General features: G+C 63.0%; 20 protein-coding genes and 1 tRNA gene. 9 read left to right on the top strand and 12 right to left on the bottom strand.

Features of this window, described 5'->3' with window-relative positions; genetic code table 11:
* Window positions 1-19: 19 nt before the first annotated feature.
* The 3 genes from H3H39_RS19260 to H3H39_RS19250 form a co-directional block, all read right to left on the bottom strand.
* A complete protein-coding gene (locus H3H39_RS19260; protein ID WP_182155538.1) occupies window positions 20-781 on the bottom strand; it encodes a class I SAM-dependent methyltransferase in 762 nt (253 codons plus the stop codon).
* 162 nt (window positions 782-943) lie between these two features.
* Window positions 944-1,171 (bottom strand): hypothetical protein, encoded by a 228-nt coding sequence (locus H3H39_RS19255; protein ID WP_182155893.1) that lies wholly within the window; start codon window positions 1,169-1,171, stop codon window positions 944-946.
* 33 nt (window positions 1,172-1,204) lie between these two features.
* Complete coding sequence (locus H3H39_RS19250; protein WP_182155536.1) at window positions 1,205-2,848, bottom strand: Na+/H+ antiporter; 1,644 nt, start codon at window positions 2,846-2,848, stop codon at window positions 1,205-1,207.
* Between the two features lie 128 nt (window positions 2,849-2,976).
* On the opposite strand from H3H39_RS19250, the gene H3H39_RS19245 reads away from it, so the two are divergent.
* The 5 genes from H3H39_RS19245 to H3H39_RS19225 all read left to right on the top strand — a co-directional run bounded on the left by H3H39_RS19245 (window position 2,977) and on the right by H3H39_RS19225 (window position 7,471).
* A tRNA-Gly gene (locus H3H39_RS19245) sits at window positions 2,977-3,052 on the top strand.
* A gap of 290 nt (window positions 3,053-3,342) precedes the next feature.
* Complete coding sequence (locus tag H3H39_RS19240) at window positions 3,343-4,296, top strand: chemotaxis protein (RefSeq protein ID WP_182155534.1); 954 nt, start codon at window positions 3,343-3,345, stop codon at window positions 4,294-4,296.
* Between the two features lie 108 nt (window positions 4,297-4,404).
* A complete protein-coding gene (locus H3H39_RS19235) occupies window positions 4,405-4,986 on the top strand; it encodes a DJ-1/PfpI family protein (protein ID WP_182155532.1) in 582 nt (193 codons plus the stop codon).
* A gap of 174 nt (window positions 4,987-5,160) precedes the next feature.
* Window positions 5,161-6,345 (top strand): cation:proton antiporter, encoded by a 1,185-nt coding sequence (locus tag H3H39_RS19230; RefSeq protein ID WP_182155530.1) that lies wholly within the window; start codon window positions 5,161-5,163, stop codon window positions 6,343-6,345.
* Window position 6,346: 1 nt separating this feature from the next.
* Entirely contained in the window at window positions 6,347-7,471 is a 1,125-nt protein-coding gene (locus tag H3H39_RS19225; RefSeq protein WP_182155528.1) for a YbdK family carboxylate-amine ligase, read from the top strand.
* Here the strand turns inward: H3H39_RS19225 and H3H39_RS19220 are convergent.
* The 9 genes from H3H39_RS19220 to H3H39_RS19180 form a co-directional block, all read right to left on the bottom strand.
* The gene (locus H3H39_RS19220; protein WP_182155526.1) at window positions 7,464-8,195 is read right to left on the bottom strand and encodes a substrate-binding periplasmic protein; all 732 of its coding nucleotides are present in this window, start codon (window positions 8,193-8,195) and stop codon (window positions 7,464-7,466) included. The genes H3H39_RS19225 and H3H39_RS19220 overlap by 8 nt on opposite strands.
* 144 nt (window positions 8,196-8,339) lie before the next feature.
* Complete coding sequence (locus H3H39_RS19215; protein ID WP_182155524.1) at window positions 8,340-9,296, bottom strand: gamma-glutamyl-gamma-aminobutyrate hydrolase family protein; 957 nt, start codon at window positions 9,294-9,296, stop codon at window positions 8,340-8,342.
* Window positions 9,297-9,397: 101 nt separating this feature from the next.
* Window positions 9,398-10,099: an ABC transporter ATP-binding protein gene (locus H3H39_RS19210; RefSeq protein ID WP_182155522.1), complete on the bottom strand. Its 702-nt coding sequence runs from the start codon at window positions 10,097-10,099 to the stop codon at window positions 9,398-9,400.
* Entirely contained in the window at window positions 10,092-10,829 is a 738-nt protein-coding gene (locus H3H39_RS19205) for an ABC transporter ATP-binding protein (RefSeq protein ID WP_182155520.1), read from the bottom strand. The genes H3H39_RS19210 and H3H39_RS19205 overlap by 8 nt, the downstream gene beginning before the upstream one ends.
* On the bottom strand, window positions 10,822-11,751 hold the full coding sequence (locus tag H3H39_RS19200; protein ID WP_182155518.1) for a branched-chain amino acid ABC transporter permease: 930 nt from the start codon (window positions 11,749-11,751) through the stop codon (window positions 10,822-10,824). The genes H3H39_RS19205 and H3H39_RS19200 overlap by 8 nt, the downstream gene beginning before the upstream one ends.
* Before the next feature lie 110 nt (window positions 11,752-11,861).
* Window positions 11,862-12,734, bottom strand: a complete 873-nt coding sequence (locus H3H39_RS19195) for a branched-chain amino acid ABC transporter permease (protein ID WP_182155516.1) — start codon at window positions 12,732-12,734, stop codon at window positions 11,862-11,864.
* A gap of 7 nt (window positions 12,735-12,741) precedes the next feature.
* Window positions 12,742-13,911: an ABC transporter substrate-binding protein gene (locus H3H39_RS19190; protein WP_182155514.1), complete on the bottom strand. Its 1,170-nt coding sequence runs from the start codon at window positions 13,909-13,911 to the stop codon at window positions 12,742-12,744.
* A 4-nt stretch (window positions 13,912-13,915) separates the two neighbouring features.
* The gene (locus H3H39_RS19185; RefSeq protein WP_182155512.1) at window positions 13,916-15,487 is read right to left on the bottom strand and encodes a class I adenylate-forming enzyme family protein; all 1,572 of its coding nucleotides are present in this window, start codon (window positions 15,485-15,487) and stop codon (window positions 13,916-13,918) included.
* Window positions 15,488-15,926: 439 nt separating this feature from the next.
* Window positions 15,927-16,280, bottom strand: coding sequence for a flagellar basal body protein (locus tag H3H39_RS19180; RefSeq protein WP_182155510.1), 354 nt, complete (start codon window positions 16,278-16,280; stop codon window positions 15,927-15,929).
* 224 nt (window positions 16,281-16,504) lie between these two features.
* Here H3H39_RS19180 and H3H39_RS19175 point away from each other — a divergent pair, with 224 nt between their 5' ends.
* From H3H39_RS19175 to H3H39_RS19160, 4 genes are all read left to right on the top strand, one after another.
* A complete protein-coding gene (locus H3H39_RS19175; RefSeq protein WP_182155508.1) occupies window positions 16,505-16,846 on the top strand; it encodes an SOS response-associated peptidase family protein in 342 nt (113 codons plus the stop codon).
* A 123-nt stretch (window positions 16,847-16,969) separates the two neighbouring features.
* Window positions 16,970-18,241, top strand: a complete 1,272-nt coding sequence (locus tag H3H39_RS19170; RefSeq protein ID WP_182155506.1) for a tyrosine-type recombinase/integrase — start codon at window positions 16,970-16,972, stop codon at window positions 18,239-18,241.
* 54 nt (window positions 18,242-18,295) lie between these two features.
* Entirely contained in the window at window positions 18,296-20,002 is a 1,707-nt protein-coding gene (locus H3H39_RS19165) for a site-specific integrase (protein WP_182155504.1), read from the top strand.
* The gene (locus H3H39_RS19160) at window positions 19,999-21,282 is read left to right on the top strand and encodes a hypothetical protein (protein WP_182155502.1); all 1,284 of its coding nucleotides are present in this window, start codon (window positions 19,999-20,001) and stop codon (window positions 21,280-21,282) included. The genes H3H39_RS19165 and H3H39_RS19160 overlap by 4 nt, the downstream gene beginning before the upstream one ends.
* Window positions 21,283-21,406: the final 124 nt, after the last annotated feature.

Here is a 21,406-nt window from a genome sequence, read left to right as displayed (position 1 = left end):
GGCAGGGGCGGGCGGACGCTTATTTCTTCACGAAGCGGATGGCGAACTTGTCGTCCGGCTTACCTTCCATCTTGAAGAACGGCTGTTCGCGCGGGTCGGACGGCGCGCGCAGGTAGTCGCTGCTGGCTTCGACGGCGAAACCGGCCTTGGTCACTTCCTCCACCAGCGTCGCCTCGTCGATGCGGTGCAGGGTGTTGGTGGCGCTCAGGCCGCTGCCTGCCTTGGCCGCGTTATCGATCACGATGAAGTGGCCGCCCGGCTTGAGCGCGTCGTAAATGTGCTTGTTCATGGCCGCGCGGTCGGTGGGCAGGTTGACGATGTCATGGTAATTCATGATCAGCGTGACCAGGTCCAGCGCCGGCGCGCCGGCCGGCACCGGGTTGTCGAAGCTTTGCAGCACGGGGTGCAGGTTGGCTTGCGGATGCTCGGCCAGGCGCTTTTCCATGGCCGGCGAGGCTTTCTGGGATTGGGCCCATACTTCGCCGCCGCTGCCCACGGCCAGCGCCAGCAACTGCGAGGTGGCGCCGCCGCCGGCGGCCACGTCCAGCACTTTCATGCCGGGCTGCACGCCGGTGAAGGCCAGGAACACGGCCGGATGGCGCTTGGCGTCGCCTTTGATGTCGTCGGCCGTGCGCAGCGGGCTGGCGATGATGGAGGCGTACTGGGGCGCGGCGGTGGCGGCGTCGTGGGCCAGGGCGATGCCGGGCGCGATCGAGGCGGCGAGGCTCAGCGCGAGCGCGGCTTGGGTCAGGCGTTGCTTGAAGCGTGGATGCTGGTGCATGTGGACGTCCCCTTCAGGTTAGGTTGAATGGCGCGGCTCGTGGCGGCGCCGATCCATAAAATACCTGAAAAGCAAACGCTATTGTTAAGTTAATCTTAATCGAACGCTAAAACAACGTTGACTCGAAAGTCCGAACGCAAGGCGGGCTTTCGGGTTGAACCATTAGTTGATGCGCTTGAGCCGCTGGCCGTGAATGCCCCACTGGCACGCCTCGCCGTCCACGGTGCCGCACAGGGCCCAGCCGGTGCCGATTTTCTGCACGGTGATTTCCGTTTCCAGCTCGCGCGCCAGTTTTTCGGCCCAGCCCTTGGCGGCGCCCTGGCCCTTGAATAATTCCTTGTCCTCGAAAATGACGGTGGCGTCGAATACGGGTGCGGCGAAGATGGTCATCATGATGGTGTGCTTGGTGTGGTTCTGAAAACGTTAATTGTAGCGCGCCTCGACCAGGTCGATTTCGCGCACCAGCTTGCGGGTCACGTCGTCCGGCAGCAGGTCGTGGCGCGCCAGGCGGAAAATGGCGTCGCGCTCGGCCGCCAGCGCGGCCAGGCGCAGCGCCCGTTCCGCGTTGGCCAATTCGCGCATCGCGGCGCGGCTGCCGCCGTCGCTCTCGCCGTCGCTGTCGGCCTCGTGCAGCCGGTGCCGGTACAGTGCGATCACGCGCGCCGCCGCCTGCGGCCAGGCTTGCGCGTCTTCGCTGCGCGGCATCAGTTCCACCTGGGCCGTTTCGACGGCGATGATGGCGGCCGTCGCTGCGTCGCGCCGGGCCCGGTCCTCGGCCCGCTGTTCGGCCGGTTCGTCCGGGAAGTGCACGTCCTGCAGCAGATGCGGCAGGACGATGCTGGCCGCCAGCAGCGAGATCAGGATCACGGCGCTGGCCAGGAATATGGTCAGGTCGCGCGCAGGGAAGGGCGAGCCGTCGGGCATCACCAGCGGCAGCGTCAATACGCCGGCCAGGGTGATGGTGCCGCGCACCCCGGCCAGCGAGGTGGCCAGCAACAGGCGCGGCTTGATCTTGGCGCGGGGCTGGCCGCGCATGTGATGCTTGAAGATGCTGAGCCGCAGCGAAGCCCACACCCACCCAAAGCGCAGCACCAGCAGGCCGGCGCTGATGGCCAGCGCGTACGCGGCCAGCCACCACGGATTGGCGTGGCCGCTTTGGGCGATGGATTCGCGGGCGCCATGGAAGATGTCGGGCAGTTGTTCGCCCAGCAGCACGAACATGATGCCGTTCAGCGCGAACTGCACCGTGTCCCACACGGCGGCCCGGTGGATACGGGTGGCCGCCAGCGCGTGGCCGCTCAGCTCCACATAACTCATGGTGACGCCGGCCGCCACGGCGGCCAGGATGCCGGAAGCGTGCAGGTGTTCGGCGCCCAGGTAGGCGCCGAACGGCAGCAGCAGGTTGACCAGGATGGGCGAACCTGACGGTTCGCCAAAGCGCGCCGTGAGCCAGCGCAGGGCGCCCGTCACCAGCAGGGTGATGGCGATCCCTGCCGCCAGCCCACCACATGCCAGCCACAGGAAGGTGAGGGCGGCCGAGCCGAGCGAGAAATGGCCGGTCAGCGCGGCGGCCACGGCGAAGCGGAAACACACCAGGCCACTGGCGTCGTTGAGCAGCGATTCGCCTTCCAGGATATGCATCAATCGTTTGGGGATGGGCGCGCGGGCGGCGATGGCCGACACGGCCACCGGGTCGGTGGGCGAGACGATGGCCGCCAGCGCGAACGCCACCGGCAGCGGCATGGCCGGGATCAGCCAGTGGATCAGGAAACCGGCGCCCAGCACGGTGAACACCACCAGGCCCAGTGCCAGTTCCAATATGGTGCCCTTGTCGCGCAGCAGGCCGCTCTTGGGGATGCGCCAGCCATCGAGGAACAGCAGCGGCGGCAAAAAGGTGAGGAAGAACAGTTCCGGTTCCAGGTCCACGCCGTGACTCGATTTGGCCGCGATCAGCGCGCCCAGCCCGATCTGCACCAGCGGCAGCGGCGCGCGCGGCAGCACGCGCACGATGAAGGCGCTGGCCACCACGGCCAGCAACATGGCCAGCACCACTTCGATCGCATCCATTCCCGTTCCCTGTTCCATTCTGTGTTGAGCTGGCAAATTATAGGGGATGGATGGCAATCATGTTTTTTAAGAAAGTTGGCCCGGATACTGGCCAAGCGGAAATCTTTCTGTCATAATACGGGCTCTCCGCGGGAGTAGCTCAGTTGGTAGAGCGCAACCTTGCCAAGGTTGAGGTCGAGAGTTCGAGACTCTTCTCCCGCTCCAGATTCAAAAAAAAGGAAGCCCGCTGGCTTCCTTTTTTTACGTCCATCTTGTTCCATGTCGGACCGATCTGGCATCGGCGTCAATCTTTCTGCAAGCAGTACATCGCCATCGGCGCGAACGTTGTATAACATGCGCCAGAATGACCTCGCGGCGGCCCAAAGCTGTCGTATTTACATGCTTATTCGCTATACTGGCAGCGCAATGTTACGATTGCGTGGGCAGGACTTTACCTATGGGCCAGCGACCGGCCGCAGCCGGGGCGCCACTATGACCGAACACGGAGATGAGAAATGAAATCAGTTCAACAGGAAGTTGACGAACGCAGTAACCTGACCAACTCCAATAAATTCGAACTGCTGCTGTTCCGCCTCGGTGGCGACGCGAACGGCGACCATTCCGAGCTGTTTGGTATCAACGTCTTCAAGATCCGTGAAATCGTCGCCATGCCGGAAGTGACGGCCGTGGCCGGCTCCTCGCCGCACATGCTGGGCGTAGTCAACCTGCGCGGCCAGATCATCACCGTGCTGGACCTGCCGTCCATCGTCGGCGTGATTCCCAAGACGGGCCTGAACATCATGCTGGTGACGGAATTCGCCCGCACCACCCAAGCCTTCGCGGTGGAGTCGGTGGACGAGATCGTGCGCCTGGACTGGAGCCAGGTGCTGACGGCCGAAGGCACGGCCGGCGGCCGCGTGACCAGTATCGCCCGCGTTGACGGCGACGTGCAGAACACCCGCCTGGCCCAGGTGCTGGACGTGGAAACCATCCTGCGCGAGCTGGTGCCGCCCGAAGGCAAGGACGTGGACCCGGAAACCATCGGCCCGCAACTGCTGCTCAAGCCGGGCCAGATCATCCTGGCGGCCGACGACTCGGTGGTGGCGCGCAGCCTGATCGAGAAGGGCCTGACGGCCATGGGTGTGCACTTCATCATGACCAAGACTGGCAAGGAAGCGTGGGACCGGCTGCAGCATATCGCCGACGGCGCCAAGGCCGAAGGGGTGGCCGTCGACCAGCGCGTGGCGCTGGTGCTGACCGACCTGGAAATGCCGGAGATGGACGGCTTCACGCTGACCCGTTTGATCAAGCAGGATGCCCGTTTCTCCAAGATTCCGGTGGTGATCCACTCCTCGCTGTCGGGCAAGACCAACGAGGACCACGTCAAGGGCGTGGGCGCGGACGCCTACGTGGCCAAGTTCGTGGCCGAGGACCTGGCCGCCACCATCCGCCAGGTGCTGCAGAAGTAAGAGGCGCGCGGCGCCGCGATTCGAATCGGGTTACACTTTGAGGGCCGTGGTGGTTTGGATAACTTTCCAGGCCGCCCCGGCCCTCAACCCTTTTCGAAAGGATATACCGTGGCAGCTAAGAAGATACTGTTCCTGACCGGCGATTTCGCGGAAGACTACGAGACCATGGTGCCGTTCCAGGCACTGCAGATGGTGGGCCATGTGGTGCATGCCGTCTGTCCCGGCAAGCAAGCGGGCGACACCATCAAGACCGCCATCCACGACTTTGAAGGCGACCAGACCTACACGGAAAAGCCGGGCCACCGCTTCACCCTCAACGCCGCTTTCGACAGCGTGGACGCGGCCAAGTACGACGCCCTGATGATCGCCGGCGGCCGCGCGCCCGAGTACCTGCGCCTGAACCCGCGCGTGATCGAGATCGTGCAGCAGATGGCGGCGGCCGGCAAACCGATCGCCGCCGTCTGCCACGGCGCCCAGTTGCTGACGGCGGCCGACGTCATCCGCGGCAAGCGTATCTCGGCCTATCCGGCCTGCGCGCCGGAAGTGCGCCAGGCCGGCGCCGAATATGCCGATATCCCGGTCGACCAGGCCGTCACGGATGGCCAGTTCGTCACGGCACCGGCCTGGCCCGCCCATCCGGCCTGGCTGGGCCAGTTCCTGCAACGGCTGGGAACGGAAATCAAGTTGTAAGCCTCAAGTACCCGTACGCGCCGCGCCTCCCGGCGCGTGCGCTCGTGGCGGATGCGCGCCGCCCTGCCATGACTGGACTGCGCCCCCCGCCACGCTCCTTATGTTTAGTACCGCACAGTGAGCGCGGGCAAGGATGGGCAATATGGCGCCAAGTCCACAACAGTAGGGAGGCGCATGCCGCATCTTGACCTCGTGTTAACGGAATTGGGCTGGCCGCTCGCCATCGCGCTGGCGTGGCTGGCTGGGGAGTGCGCGCACCGCTGGGTCCGCGTGCCCCGTATCAGCATGTATGGACTGGTGGGCTTCGGCCTGGCCCAGGTATGGCCGGATGCGCTGGCCAGCGGCGCCTCCAGCACCGTCACACTATTGGCCAATCTCGGTTTCGGCTTGATCCTGTTCGAATTCGGCTACCGCATCAACCTGCACTGGTTGCGCATCAATCCCTGGATCGCCGTCAGCGGGCTGGCCGAGGCGGCCGCCACGTTTGGCGCCGTGTACGGCATTTCCCAGCTCACCGGCATGCCGCCCTTGACGTCGCTGTTGCTGGCGTCGCTGGCCATGTCCACCTCGCCGGCCGGCGTGCTGCGGGTGGTCAATGAGCAGAACAGCTCCGGCCAGGTGACGGAACGGGTGCTGCACCTGGTGGCCATCAACTGCGTGCTGTCCGTGTTCGTATTCAAGGTGATCGTAGGGGTCTGGGTGTTCCAGACTTCCGGCAACCTGTGGCAGGCCGTTTCGCACAGCTTGATCGAGCTGGCGGCGTCGGCCGCGCTGGGCGCGCTGTTCGGCTATGGTGCGCCGGCCCTGCTGCGCCGCCTGGGCACCTTGTCGCAGGACGGCACCGTAGGCTTCGCGCTGGGCGTGGTGCTGCTGGTGGCGTTGACCCACGCGGCCAACCTGTCGCCCGTGCTGGCGGCGCTGGCGTTCGGCCTGGTGGCGCGCCACCGGCGCGTGGCCTTCGCGCGCACCGAGCGTAACTTTGGCAGCATCGGCGAACTGCTGACGGTGCTGCTGTTCGTGTTCGCCGTCACCGTGCTGCCGTGGGAGCGGGTGGTGGAGGGCGCCGCGCTGGGCGCGGTGCTGGTGGGCGCGCGCTTCATCGTCAAGATGCTGGCCGTGGCGCTGTTCTCGCATCCGGGCGGCGCGTCCTGGCGCAAGGGGCTGTTGACGGGGATCGCGCTGTCGCCCATGTCGGTGTTCATCACGCTGCTGCTAGAGCAGACCCGCGACATGGGTGTGGTGCTGGTGGACGAGCTGGCGGCGCTGGCCGCCATGATCCTGCTGCTGGAACTGGTGGGCCCCATTCTCACCCAGTGTGCGCTGGTGTGGGCCAACGAAACCCAACGACCGGAGGCCTGACATGGCATTGGAACCGTTCAAGAACTCCGTGCCCCTGACCATGGGCGTGGAACTGGAGCTGCAACTGGTCAGCCTGTCCGACTTCGACCTGTCTTCGTCGAGCCCGGACTTGCTGCACCTGCTGGCCCGTAAACCCTTCCCCGGCAATGTGACGCCTGAAATCACGGAGAGCATGATCGAGATTAACTCGGACGTGCACACCAACCATACGGAACTGCTGGCGCAGCTGGAGCAGGTGCGCGACAAGCTGGTGCAGGCCGGCGAGATGCTCAACATCGGCATCTGCGGCGGCGGCACCCATCCGTTCCAGACCTGGTCGGAGCGGCGCATCTTCGCCAAGCCCCGCTTCCAGCAGGTGTCGGCCCTGTATGGCTACCTGGCCAAGCAGTTCACCGTGTTCGGCCAGCACGTGCACATCGGCTGCGCCAACGGCGACGACGCGCTGTACCTGCTGCACGCGCTGGGCCGCTACGTGCCGCACTTCATCGCCTTGTCGGCCTCGTCGCCGTTCGTGCAGGGCAACGACACGCTGTTCCATTCGGCCCGCCTCAATTCCGTGTTCGCCTTCCCCATGAGCGGGCGGGCGCCGTTCATGCTGCGCTGGAGCCAGTTCGCCGACGATTACTTCGCCAAGATGGAACATACGGGCGTGATCAAGAGCATGAAGGACTTTTACTGGGATATCCGGCCCAAGCCGGAATACGGCACCATCGAACTGCGCGTGTGCGACACGCCGCTGACGGTGCAACGGGCCGCCGCGCTGGCCGCCTACCTGCAGGCCTTGTGCAGCTACCTGCTGGAACACCGGCACGAGATGCCGTGCGAGGACGACTACCTGGTCTACAACTACAACCGTTTCCAGGCTTGCCGCTTCGGGCTGGACGGCACGCTGGTGCACCCGCGCAGCTACGACAACCTGCCGCTGCGCGACGACATCCTGGCCACACTGGCGGCCATGGCGCCGCATAGCGCGGCGCTGGGCGGCATCGCCGCGCTGGCGCACCTGGAGCAGGTGGTGCGCGAGGGTGGCGACGCGCAGCACCTGCGCGCCCAGTTCCTGGCGCGCGGCAGCGCCGAAGGCATGGTGGAGGAAGCCATCGCCCGCTTCCGGAACGACCCTACCTGAAGCTGATGACCCGGTTCAGGCGTTCGATGATCTCGTCCGGCACGGCCAGGCCGCACATGATGTGGCGCGTGTTATCGCTGCGGATATCGCTGAAGCGCAGCAGGCGCAGGTTGGCGCTTTGTTCGCCGGCGTGTTCCAGCACGTAGCGCGCTTCCTCCTCAGGCGCGAACATCAGGTCCACCATGCCACTGCTGACGGAATGCGCCATCTTCATCACGGTGGTGGTGGTGACGGCGGTGATGGGGTGCAGCTCGGCCAGCATCTGGTCGATCTGCGCGCCGTAGGAGTAGTTATCCTTGACCAGGACACGGGTGTCCTTGCGCTGCAAGGCCGCCAGCAGCGTGGTGTCGCCGTACGCGGCGAATTTCACATTGGCCAGCGCCACCCAGCCGTGATCGCGGTAGATGGGACGGGTGAATTTGGCGAAGTGCGCGCGTTCCGGTGTGACGGCCCAGCCCACGGCGCAACTGGGCGTGGCCGCGTTTTTCACCATGGCCAGTTGCCGGTTGGGCGGCATGGCGCGCCATTCGGCGGCGATGCCGGCGGCCCGGAACGCTTGCGTGGCCGGCGTGCCGAGCAGGCCGCTGAGCGAGCCATCCGGCGCGGCGATGGTGTAGGGCGGGCGCAGGCTGTAGCCGACGATGAGCGGCGCGGCCGCTTGCGCAAGGGCGAACGCCGGCCACAGGCAGGTGGTGATCAGCATGGCGTAACGCAGCGCAGACATGGTGGGCACTCCCTTCATTTTTTAAAGCTGCGGGGCCGGTTCAACGCATGCTATACCGCATGGCGGCTGGTGACAAGCTGCGGTGCGGCAGCGCCGGCGCCGCGCAGATACTTGAGTAATCAACTAATTACGGGCGCTCGCCGTTCAGAATCGCGTCTCGCGCGCCACCCGCAGGAAGTTGTCGAGGATGGGCGTGCAGTCGAGCAGCTCGACGCCGCCCGCGCGGTGGAATTCCGGATGCCACTGCAAGCCCATCACGAACGGCGCCTTGCGATAGCGGATCGCCTCCACCATCTGGTCCGGCACGGACAGCGCTTCGATCATCATGTCGCGTCCCAGCGTCTTGACGGCCTGATGGTGGATGGAGTTGACCACGCCCGGCGCCTGGTCCTGGAACAGCTTGGCCAGCGATGAGCCGCGCGGGAACGTGACGGCGTGGCGGTGGCGGTCGTAATCGTCATGCACGTGCGGCTGCGCGGTGGGCACGTCGGAGGCGATGTCCTGGTACAGCGTGCCGCCGAAGGCCACATTGATCAACTGGCAGCCGCGGCACACGCCCAGCACCGGCTTGCCCGCCTCCACGAATTCATGCAGCAGTTCCAGCTCGTACATGTCGCGCGCGCGGTCGCCGCTCCATTCGGGCCGGGTCGGTGATTCTGAGTAGCTTTGGGGCGAGACGTCGGCGCCGCCTTGCAGCACCAGTCCGTCCAGGTGGCGCGCGTAGTCGCGCAGGCGGATGTTACTGGGGTGGAGCAGGCCGTCCGTGTTCACGGTAGGGATCATGAACACCAGTACGTCGCGCGACATCACCCACTGCGCGATCGACTCCTCCAGGTATTGCAGCTTCTTGCTGCGCAGCCCGCGCGCGCCCGGCTCCGGGTGGAAGATGCGGGCCGATATGCCGATGTGCAGCGGACGCTGGATGATGTGGCGGGTGACGGCGGCGGCCAGGTGGCGGTAGCGGGCCCGCAGCACCCGGCCCCACAGGGTGAATACGGTGTCGCCGGGATCGAGATAGCGCGGCATGGCTTCCTCCGCGTCCTCCTTGCGGCGGCGCGGCGGTTGCGGATTGTCCTCACCGTGGTCCATGCCCGGGCCCATGCGTGCAAAAAGTTCAGTGTGCCACAGCCAGCACCGGGGCGGCGCGCGACTGGGCCGTGGACGAACGGGCTAGCAGGCCGGCAGGCTAGCGGGCTAACAGGCTAGCGGGCGAAATACAGGTCGTGCAGGCGCGCCAGGTCCACTTCGCGGGCCGGCTGCGACAGGGCCACTTTCCCGCTCTGCATCAGGTACACATGGTCGGCGATGGCCAGCGCCCGTTCCGTGTTCTGCTCGACCAGGACGATGGTGCGGCCGGCCGCTTTCAGGCCGGCCAGGATATCGAACAATTCGTTGACCACCAGCGGCGCGAGCCCCAGCGACGGTTCGTCCACGATCAGCAAACGCGGTTCGGACATCAGGCCGCGCGCCAGGGCCAGCATCTGCGCCTCGCCGCCCGACAGCGCGCCGGCCGCCTGTTTGCGCCGCTCGCGCAGGCGCGGGAAGGTGGCGTAAGCCTGTTCCAGCCGCGTCTTCACGTGCGGCCGGTGTGCCGGCAGGAAGGCGCCCAGGACCAGGTTTTCCTCCACGCTCATGTCGCGGAATACCATGCGCCCCTCGGGCACCATGGCCACGCCCAGTTCAGCCATGCGCCAGGCCGGCGCACCGTGCAGCGCCAGGCCGTCCAGCACCACCTGGCCCGCCCCCAAGGGCAGCAGGCCCATGATGGCGCGCAGCAGTGTGGTCTTGCCGGCGCCATTGGGGCCGATGATGGCTGTCAGCTGGCCGGCGGCGGCCGTCAGCGACACGTCCCACAGCACGTTGATGGCGCCGTAGCCAGCCCGCACGTCCTTCAGTTCAAGCATGGGGCACTCCCGTGGACGTTGCCGAAGACGTGCCCGTATAGCTGCGCATCACGGCCGGATCGCGGAACACGGCGTCCGGCGTGCCGTCCGCGATCAGGCGGCCGAAATCGAGCACGGCCACCCGCTGGCACAGGGTGCTGATGGTTTCGATGTCGTGCTCGATGATGATCATGGCCACGCCAAAGCGCGCATGCAGGTCGCGCAGCATGGCCATGAAGCGGCGCTTGCCCACCGTCTCCAGCCCGGCCAGCACTTCGTCCAGCAGCAGCAGGCGCGGATTGGTGGCCAGCGCCTTGGCCACTTCCAGCGCCTTCAGCTCCGTCAGCGCCAGGCCGGTGGCGGCATCGCTGCCGGCCTTGGCGGCCAGGCTGGTGAAGTCGAGGATTTCATCGATGCGTTGTTCGTCCACGCGGCCGGTGCCGAAGCGCTGCGCGACGATCAGGTTTTCACGCACCGTCAGTTCGTGCATCGGTTGCGGAATCTGGAAAGTGCGGCCTATGCCCAGCCGTGCGCGGCGGAACAACGCCGTGCGGACGATGTTGGCGCCGTTGAAGCGGATGGCGCCGCCGGCCGGGCGCACCAGGCCGGAAATGGCGTTGAACAGCGTGGTCTTGCCAGCGCCGTTGGGCCCCACCAGGCCCAGCACCTCGTGGCTGTCCACCCGCAGCGACACGCCATCGACGGCCGCCAGGCCGCCAAAGCGCACGCTCAGCTTATCCAGTTCAAGCATGGCGCGCTCCCCGGTGGCGCAGCAGCGGCAGCAGGCCCGTTGGGCTGACCACCATCATGGCCACCAGCAGCGCGCCCAGCACCAGCTGGTGGCCGGTCGGCATCAGGGCCTTGAACAGCAACTGGTCCAGCAGGAACACCACCAGCGCGCCGATCACAGGGCCGGCGATGGTGCGGTAGCCGCCGAAGATGGCGGCCACGATCGGCACCGTGATCCACACGCTGTTGAAGGCGTAATCCGGTTCGAGGAAGTTGATGTAGTGAGCGTTGAACGCGCCCGCCACGCCCGCCATGAAGGCCGACAGCAGCAGCATGGCACCCTTGAGCAGGGTGCTGTTGACGCCTGCCACGCGGGTGGCGTCCTCGCTGTCGTGCATGGCGCGCAGGGCCAGGCCGTAGTGGCTGGCGCGGATGCGCTGGTAAATCCACGCGAACAGCAGCACGATGGTGAGCATGAGCAGGTAGGCCACCGTTTTGGAACCGGCCGCCAGGCCGAACATCGCAGGCAGCACGGGAATGTTGGCGATGCCGGCCGCGCCCCCGGTCACGCCGCGCCATTCCGTGGCCACGATGCGCAGGATGTGGGCGCAGGCGAGGATGGCCAGCGCGAAGTAGGGGCCGCGCAGGCGCAGCACGGGCAGCATGACGATGGCGGCCAGCACGGCGCCGGCGCCGCCCAGCGCCATCCCCAGCGGCACCGGCAAGCCCGCTTTGGTGGTCAGCAGGGCCGAGACGTAGGCGCCCACGCCAAAAAACGCGCTGTGGCCGAAGCTGACCATCCCGCCCAGGTTGCCCAGCAAGGCCCATGACAGGGCCATGCAGGCGATCACCAGCGCCGCCACCACCAAACTCATGACATAGCGATAGTCGCCCAGCAGCAGCGGCACCAGCAGGTAGCACACCGCCAGGCAGCACGTCCACATTAGTGCCCGCAGCGGGGTGCGGGATGGGTGAGGTCCATGCGATGTGTGAGATGCGCGGGACACATCAGAGGCGCGGGGCGTGTGCGATGTGTGCGGTGTCTTTGGGTCTGTCATCCGCGCCTCCGGGCCGTGCCCAGCAAACCGTTGGGGAGCACGAACAGCACCAGCAGGAACAGCGCCATGCCGGCCAGTTCCTGCAATGCGGAGCTGGCCAGGGTGACGGTCAGCGCTTCGCACACGCCCAGCAGCAGGGCGCCCAGCAGCACGCCCGGAATGGAGCCCACGCCGGCCAGCACGGTGATCACGAACGCCTTGATGGTGAGCGCGCCGCCGTAGGCCGGCTGGATCACGCCGTAGCTGTACAGGGCCACGCCGGCGAAGGCGGCCAGCGCGCCGGACACGAGAAACGACAGCAGTTCCACGCGCCCCGGCTGGATGCCCATCAGCGCGGCCGCGTCGCGGTTACTGGCCACGGCCCGCAGCGCGCGGCCATGCCAGCTGCGCGCCAGCCACCACCACAGCGCCGCCAGCAGCACCACGGCCAGCACGGCGAACAGCAGTTCGCTGCGCATGCTGTAGAACGGACCCAGTACCACCGCGTCCTGCAGCCAGCTGGAACTGGTGGAGCGCACGTCGGCCTTCCATACCAGCAGCATCAGATTGGTGAGGATTACCCCAATGCCGAAGGTGAGGATCAGGGAATTGATTTCGCGGTCCTGGCGGATGCGGCGCACCACACCGTACACGCCGGCCGAGGCCACGCAGGTGACGGCCAGCGCGGCGGGAATGGCGGCCACCGGCCCCAGCCCGAAGCCCGACTCCAGCGTGTAGGCCACGTAAGCCGCCAGCAGCACCAGTTCGCCGTGCGCCAGGTTGATCACATTCATGGCGCCGAACACCAGCGCCAGGCCCAGTGCGATCAGCGCGTACGAGCAGCCTTGCAGCAGGCCGGAATACAGGGCCTGGAGCAGCAGTTCCGTCATGCCGGTGTTACCACGGCAGGCCGGGGTAGACTGGTTTGCCGGTGGCGTGTTCCTTCGGCCACACGATGACGATCTTCTTGTCCTGGTGCTGGCCCATGCGGTGCACGAAGTTGGGGTTGTCGCCGTTGGCGCTGAACTGCACGCGGCCGATCAGGGTGTCGCGGTCGGTCTTGCGCAATTCCTCTGCGACGCCGCCTTTCTTCACTGTGCCCTTGTCGGCGGCGCGCGCGATGGCTTCGAACAGCAGCGTGGCCTGCACATAGCCGAACTGGCCCAGGTAGTCCGGTTCCTTCTTGTACAACTGCCGATAGCCGTCGGCGAAGGCCTTGCCGTCGGCCGTCTCGAAGGTGGCGGGGAAGGGCAGCAGGGCTGTGCCGTACACATTGGGCATCAGGTCCGGGAACTCGCTCGCCATTTTGGGCGTGGCCAGCGACCACACGCCCACCATGGCCTTGACGCCGGGCTTGAGCACGCGCGCGGCGCGCAGAATGCCCACGTAATCGTTTTCGTAGCCGACCATCAGGATCACGTCTGGCTTGTCCTGCAGCTTGATCTTGTTGACGATGGGTTTGAAGTCGGTGATGGCCGGATCGAAGGAATGGCCGTTGACCTTGACGCCGCGCGCACCGAGCGCCTTGGTGACGGCGGCGCTCAGGTCGGAGGTCGCCTCCTTGGTCGAATAGATGATGGAGACGGACTTGGCGCCCACGTCGTTCAGCAAGCCCAATACGGCGCGCTCATAGCCGGCCGTGTTATTGATGCGGAAGAAGGTCTTGCGGCCGCTGTTGACCAGGCTGTCGTCCACGCCGCCGGAAGTCATGTAGACCAGATTGAGCTTGTTGGCCGCGTCCGAAGCGGGCGAGATATTGTTCGAGCCGTAGCCGCCGGTGATGGCCACCACGCCCTGGCTGGCCAGCTTTTCCACTGCCGCGATGGCCTTGGCCGGGGCCGATTCATCGTCCACCGTGGCCAGCTTGATCTTGTGCTTGCCGTTGCTCTTGTTGAACACCTCGGCCGCCACGGCCACGCCTTCCTGCATGCCGTTGCCCACCCGGGCCAGGCTGCCCGTCAGCGGCAGTTCCACCCCGACCAGGAATTCCTCGGCCCGCGCCGCGCCGGTGGCGCAAGCGGTCATCACCAGTGCCGCCTGCGTGGCGCGCTTGAATGTCGTTCGCATTTGATCAATCTCTCCCTTGCTTGTTGTATGCCGCCGCGCCTTGTGCCATCTGGCGCAGCTGGTTTTTCAGGATCTTGCCGCTGGCCGCCGCCGGCAGCGCCGCCATGGCGATGATTTCGGCCGGGCGCTTGTAGGGTGCCAGCGCTTCCGCCAGATAGCGGTGCAGTTCGTCCAGCGTCACGCTGTGGCGCGGGTCCAGTTCCACGTAGGCTACCACTTCCTCGTTGCCGTCGGCCGCGTCGCGGCCCACCACGGCGGACTGGGTCACGCCCGGATGCGCGTTGAGCACCGTCTCCACTTCCAGCGGATAGACGTTGAAGCCGGAACGGATGATTACTTCCTTGGTGCGGCCGGCGATGAACAGGGCGCCGTCGGCCTCGCTGCGGGCGATGTCGCCCGTGTTGAGCCAGCCGCCGGGGCGCATGGCGGCCGCGCTCAGGCCCGGCTCGCGATAGTAACCCAGCATCACATTGGGGCCGCGCACCCACAGTTCGCCCGGTGCGCCGGGCGCCACGTCGACGCCGTCGTTATCGACGATGCGCGTCTCCACGCCCGGTATCGCCATGCCCACCGAGGTGTCGGCGCGCGGCTGGTCCAGGCGCGTCTGGCTGATGGTGGGGGCCGATTCCGTCAAGCCGTAGCCGTTGTGCAGGGGCAGGCCGAACAACTGTTCCACCTCCGCTTTCAAGCTGGGCGTGAGCGGCGAGCCGCCCGCGTAGATGAAGCGCAGTTGCGTGGGCAGGCGCTGGCCACGGGTGGGCAGCGATTCCAGCAGCCGCGCATACATGCCGGGCACGCCCTGCAGGATGGTGAGGCGGTCGCGTTCCAGCGCTTGCAGCAGCAGCGCGGGCTGGAAGCGCGGGCACAGGTACAGGCAGGCGCCCGCGTACAAGGTACCCAGCATCACGGAGGCCAGGCCGTACACGTGCGAGATGGGCAGCACGCCCCAGGCCCGGTCGCTCGCCTGCAGGCCGCGCAAGCGGCTGGACACGGCGGCGATGAACAGCAGGCTGCGGTGGCTCAGCATCACGCCCTTGGGCTGGCCCGTGGTGCCGGTGGTGTAGAGGAGGGCCGCCGTCTGCGCGGCGCCGTCCGCGCGCACGGGTTCCGGTACGCAGGCCGCATTGAGTTGGCCCACCATCCACGGGCCGAACCGCGTGTCGGCCGGGCGCGCGCCGTGGCGCTGGCCGTGGGCCGCCGCTTCCGGCGAGCAGGACGAAGTGTAGAACACGCGGCGCGCGCCGCTGTGGTCGCGGATCTGGTCCACCTCGCGCGCCGACAGGCGGCTATTCACATGCACCACCCAGGCATCGACGGCGGCGCAGGCGAAGGTCAGCACCACTTGCGCCACGCAGTTCTCCGCCACCACCATCACGCGGTCGCCGCCGCGCACCTTCAGTTTGCGCAGCAGGGCGGCCGTGTCGTCCACGGCTTGCGCCAGTTCGGCGTAGGTCCAGTGACGCTGGCCGTCGTGCAGCGCGTGATCATGCGGGGCGCGCACGGCGCCAGCGCGCACGATGTCGGACAGGCGCGCGGGCAGGGCGTCCAGCACGGGATCGGTGTCGGCGTCACGCATGGTCGGCCCTGATCACATTGTCGAGCAACGGTGGTAGCGTTTCCTGGTCGCGTATCAAAGGCGTCCTTTCGTTGGCGTAGCCGGCGGTTGGCTTGCGGTATTGCGGGTCTGGCGCATATCGCGCATATCGCGCGAATTGCAAATATTGCGACTACTGCGAATATTGCATATTGCGCGTATCGCGGATGCGGCTGCCATTCGCGCGCGGGCGCCGGGCGCGTGCTGGCCCTGGTCGTGGTGGAGGTTAGAGTGCCCGGCCGGGGGCAGGCGAACGCCGTGCGACGCCGGGCCTGGGAACGGCGCTGCGCCACGCCAGTCCGGCGCAGTGTGCCCCTGCGGGGGCATCGCTGTCAATGTTTTTTCTGAAAGCTTGCTTTGCGCGCAAGCGTGCTTGCAAGGAGGATTGCCCGTTGTCTGGCCTTAATTCCAGGCCTTAATTTCAGGCCTTGATATTGATGAGCGAACCCAGCGTCTGGTCAGTGGTCTTGATGACCTTGGCCGACAGGTCGAACTGGGCCTTGTAGACCAGCGCATCCGTCGTTTCCTTGGCCAGGTCGGTGCCGCTGTCGCCCTGCAGCGCGCCGGAGGTGGCCGCCGGTGTGGCTGCTGCCTGGGCGCGCGCCTGTTGCGACAGCGTCACGCCGCTGCCGGCCGGGCTGGCTTCCTGGAACTGCACCTGCTGGGGCTTGAAGCCCTGGGTGCTGGCGTTGGCGACGTTGTGCGCGGTGCTGTCCAACGCGCGCTGGCTGGTGTTCAGACCGGACAGGCCGGCGCTGAGGGCGGCGATACTCATGATATTTCCCTTCGGCAAGAAACCATAGTGTACACCGCAATCCCGTCGTGTGCATGCATTGTGCTGAAATATTGAGCAAATCGGACTGGCGGCTAGCGAGGCGGTAGTCGTGCCGGCGCCGCGTTGCGCCGCGCCGGGCGCCGGGGCGCCGGGGGCGCCGACTGCGCCATGATTGTTTCGGCATTAGAATAATGCAGTCATCGACTACGTAGGTCGGAGCCATCATGTGCGGACGATTCGATCAGAACGATATTGCGCGGCGCTACGTGGCCGCCTTCGGCTGGGCCGACGCGGCCTACCGTGGCCAGGCCGAACCCAGCCACAACGCCAGCCCGGGCACGGCACGGCTGATCCTGCACCGGCACGGCGGCGTGCCGCTGGCCGAGGACGTGTACTGGGGCTACCGTCCATCCTGGGCGGTGGGCAAGCTGCCCGTCGCCTACCAGGCGCGGCTGGAGAAAATCCACGGCAATTACTGGCGCCGGCTGTTGCAGACGGGCCGCGCCGTGGTGCCGGCCCACGGCTGGTACGAGTACTCACAGGTGAGACATCAAATAGCAATATAAATTGCAGGCCATTGATTTGCTTTGACTAAGTGGCCAACGCGGCGCATTCTATCTGTCACTATGCCGCAGCGCCGGCTGCTTAACCTCTAGTACTCATTTCTGTCCATAAGCTAAGGTCACCCCATGACAGCACTCGTTGCGAGGAAGTGGATCATGCCGGACGGTGAGCGATATTGTGCGCTCGTAGACCGAGCCACTGGTTTACCCAACTACTACGTTTCGTTGTATGTGACAACGCAGGTTCGAAATGCATCGTTGAGTTTGAGTGCAATGGTCAAGGCTTGCCAGACCTTGAAGGTTCTTCTTGATTTTTGTAATGAAAATGGTTTCAGTATGGAGGAGCGAATACTCCAAAGTATGTTCCTCGAGCCTCATGAGTGCGCACGCCTGAGGGATTTCTGTCAACGCAACTTCAACGAACATGTCTCTAGTTCACTAGATCTGCCAATTCGCAAGGGCAACAATGGGCCTAATCGAACCCCGCAAACGGTAACGACTCCGTACCAGTACATTCGACTTACTAACATCGCCGACTACTTAACTTGGCTTTCCCGACTCTTGCTTGGTAAGTCTTTTGATGTAGCCACATCTACTAAGGTAGAGGCAGTGAAGAACATCTTATTGGCTTTGCGTCCGAGGAATTCTGGTCGGAATACATTTATTAGCCGCAAGCGGGGCCTTAAAAAGGAAGGTGTAACCTCCTTGGTTGAGTTGATGATGCCAAACGCAATCGCCAACCCTTTTCGTGATCAGGGTGTACAGTACAGGAACCAGCTGCTTATCGAAATGTTAGTTTCCTTGGGAATACGGCGTGGCGAATTGCTAAATATCCGGATCGAAGACATCGATTTCCGGCGAGGTGAAATTCTGATCGTTCGGCGAGCGGATCAGGAGGATGATCCTCGGACGGAACAGCCTCTTGTGAAGACGCTATCCCGACGATTGGCACTTGGCGCTCGGTTAACAGAAATGATTCGAAAGTATATTGTCGACGTGCGGCGTAAGATTCCCAATGCGCGAAGATTTCCATATCTGTTTGTAACTCACAAGTCTGGCCCAACACAAGGTTACCCGATGAGTGAGGCGTCGTACAACAATGTCATCAGCGTAATTACGCGCGCAATGCCTGCTGACTCACAATTTTCGGGACATGATTTACGACATGCCTGGAATGATCGCTACAGCGAGTGGATGGACCAAAAAGTAGACCCAGAGTCAGAACAGGAACAGGAGAATATTCGCTCTTATTGGATGGGATGGAATCAGGGCTCGAGTAGCGCCAAGACGTACAACGCTCGCTTTTTGGAGCGCAAAGCAATGTTAGCAGGACTTTCTCTTCAAAAGAATGACGAGGTTGCGATGCACGTCCCCCGCAAAGCGACAACAGATAAATAGACATCGTAAACCGGGGGGGGGGGGCAGCCAAGTTCTACACAATCAGGACACCGAATGAGCACAGTAGAGAATAAGATGCGCCGGTCTCACGGCGGCTACGATTTTGACTTCGATTCCGATAGGTGGCCTTTAAAAAAAGGCAAATCGCTGAGCACGCGAGAACTGCGGAACACGCTGGGCGCGACCATTTCCCACGGATGCATCTCAACATTGGCGCATTACGCCGAACGCACCGCGTCCGCTACTGCAAGTCAACATGAGGCACGATTTCGACACTTTGTGAGTTTTGCTGCTATTGGAGGCTCACTTAAAGAAATCACTAGCGCGAACTTGATTAGTTACCGTAGCAGCGCATTTCAAACGTTTGGAGATGATAGGGCCGTGATTCTACTCCGGCCGTTTCTGCTCACGTGGAAAAAGCTGTCCCATCCAGGAATATCGATGGAGGTTGTAGATTTACTTGAAAGCTGGAAGTTAAAAAAACCGATGGTCGGTGATGCCGTAAAGCGCCTTGATCCTGATGAGGGTCCGCTAGAACCAGCAGAGTTGGCAGAACTAAAAAATTCGGTGATGGCTGCTTATGAGAGAGGCGAAATCACACATCATAAATTTACATTTTTCCTCCTCGCTGCATTTACTGGCCGGCGCAGTATCCAGCTTGCAGCGCTTAAGCTACAAGACCTGGACGATACTTGCTACGAAGATGCTTTGACAGGTATTGCAGAGACCAAACGGCCGTTATTCTTGATTCATGTACCTCGTAGTAAGCAGCGAGGAGCGTCTTTTAGAAACTCTTTTAAAGCCGTTGCTGTGATACAGCCCATCTGGGCAGCAGTAATACGTCAACGTGCGGACATAATCAGTCGGTTTGAGACTATTTTGGTTGACTTCGGTATTACCTTGGGAAAAAACGAGCTCGCAGAGCTGCATCGAGAGCTGCCGTTATTCCCTAGTTGGTCTTCTATAAAAACTACAATCGAAGCACTGATAAATATTTCGACAGAATATCCGCAACCGGGAATATCACTTGCGTTGCACGACCTGTCCAAGACTGACGCTTGGCACCAGACCGCGACGGGAATGGGACTGACTATCCAAGAAAATGCCAGACTATCCGGAGCGACAAACCGAAGCGGGGGCCTGTTGCATGTATCACCTAAGCGCCTCCGCTACACAAAGGGGACTGATGCTGCCCGCGCAGGCTTCGGCACTTTTGTGATTGCAGAGTTGCTCGACCATTCCACCACGGCATGTGTTGATATATACACGAAAATTCTGCCTGAGCACGCCGCATCCATTAATTTGGCCATGGCGACATCGATGGCCGGCCTAGCAAGACTTTTCTTGGGTAAAGTAGTTGATCGGGAAGCTGACGCATTCAGAGGCGACGACCCAGCAGTAAGCCGTGTGCTTTTTAAAGGTGATGGAGCTGCCACGTGCGGATCCGAAACGGAGTGCGGGCTGCAGCGATTACCACGGCCTTGTTATACATGTCAGCATTTTCAGCCTTGGTTGGATGGGCCCCATGAGGCATTTTTATTGGAACTGCTACGCGAGCGCCAGGACCGCCTGACTGTATTGGGAAATCCAGTAATGGTGGGGATAGAGGACCATACCATTATCGCGGTCATCAATGTTATCCAGCGTTGCGAGGTACGCCGCGGCGAACTCGCCGCGGCAGCAGAATCGGACATAAGGTCGCGCACCACGTCGACACGAACTAAACTGCGACCTACCCATCAAATGAGGAAGCTGCTATGACTGGTAACGCTCGGGATGCGCCAGGATCGACGGCAAATATTCCAATTTCTGCTGCTCGATCGAATCGGATTGCGGCAGAGAATATGGTGGAGTTTATTCGCTTTGCTCGGGAAGATATCACAGTTTTCGGCCCAGAGTTTTTATGGTCCGATGTACAGTGGCCAGGTACGGGCTGTTTTTCGAAACTCGGTAAGCGGATTGGCGGCAGTAAAATCCGTGTCGAACAAAATTATATGGACCGGGATTTTATTGAGTTTGCGAAAGCGATTACGCGATATGCCGCAGGTCTCAATCCAGAATCGAGAGGTAAAGGAATACTCCTGCTATCAGCGTTAAGACTAGTCGAACGTGCGCTCCTTGAAGTTAGGGGGAGCGCTGATCCGGCCGAAATCGATTATGTCGTTCTTGACCGTGCTGCGCAGATAGCACGAGAGTATTTCGGCAGCATGCAGACAGCTTACGAGGCGGTAAGAGGCGTAGGAAACATTGCGCGCATCATGAGCGCGAAATCGTTGGTTGCTGCGGACCTATCAGATTGGAAAAATCCTATAGGGTCGCATACTCAGCACGGTCAGCGAATAGGCGAGGATGCCGAGCTAAGGCGAAATACGAAAATGCCGGATGTCTTGGCGCTTGACGCAATAGCGGAAATTTTTTCCCTCGATCTTGATCCGCTCAATCCAGCGCATCAGAAAGATATTTACGCAACCTCGGTTGCCGCGATGCTTCTTTGCGCTCCATCGCGTGGTCAGGAGGTGCACGACCTCCCTGTAGATTTAGAAGTTGAGGGCCTAGACTCGGCCGGGGATCAGCAGTACGGATATCGGTATTTCGCCGGCAAAGGCTATGGAGGTGATATCAAATGGGTGCCTCAATTGATGATCCCTATCTCGAAGAAGGCCATAGTTCGATTGCGTAGCATGACTCAAGGTGCTCGGGACTTGGCTATGTACATTGAAGCCCAACTTGAGCAAAAGGCATTGAACCCTGGGATAACTTTGCATTTTTATCGCCATCCATGCTGTCCGGATGTGAGTGACACCCAACTACTTACTCGGAAACAAGTGGCTCAAGCGCTCGGTGTGACGAGGCAAAAGGACATAAGCTCTATCAAGGGCGCCCGCACCTTGGATAATCTCTGGCAGTGGGTACTTGAGCAACAGCCGAAGGAATTTCCATGGGTAAGCAAGAAAAAGGGCATCAAGTACAGCAATGCGCTTTTTTGCATGTTTAGGCGGCAGCTCAACTGTGCGAGAAATGCTAGTCCGGTGATTCTATGATCTTGCCCCCGTATAGCCGGACACAGCCTATCGCTTAGTTAGCGCCGTTTTCCTGAGCCCGGCGCGCCAGCTCCCTCCTGAACATGCGAGGCGATTTCAACTTCAACGATGAATGCGGATGAAC

Source organism: Rugamonas apoptosis (assembly GCF_014042355.1).
Lineage (GTDB): Bacteria > Pseudomonadota > Gammaproteobacteria > Burkholderiales > Burkholderiaceae_D > Rugamonas > Rugamonas apoptosis.
The sequence above is the reverse complement of the archived record's forward strand: the minus strand, read 5'-3'. Positions and strand labels throughout refer to the sequence as shown.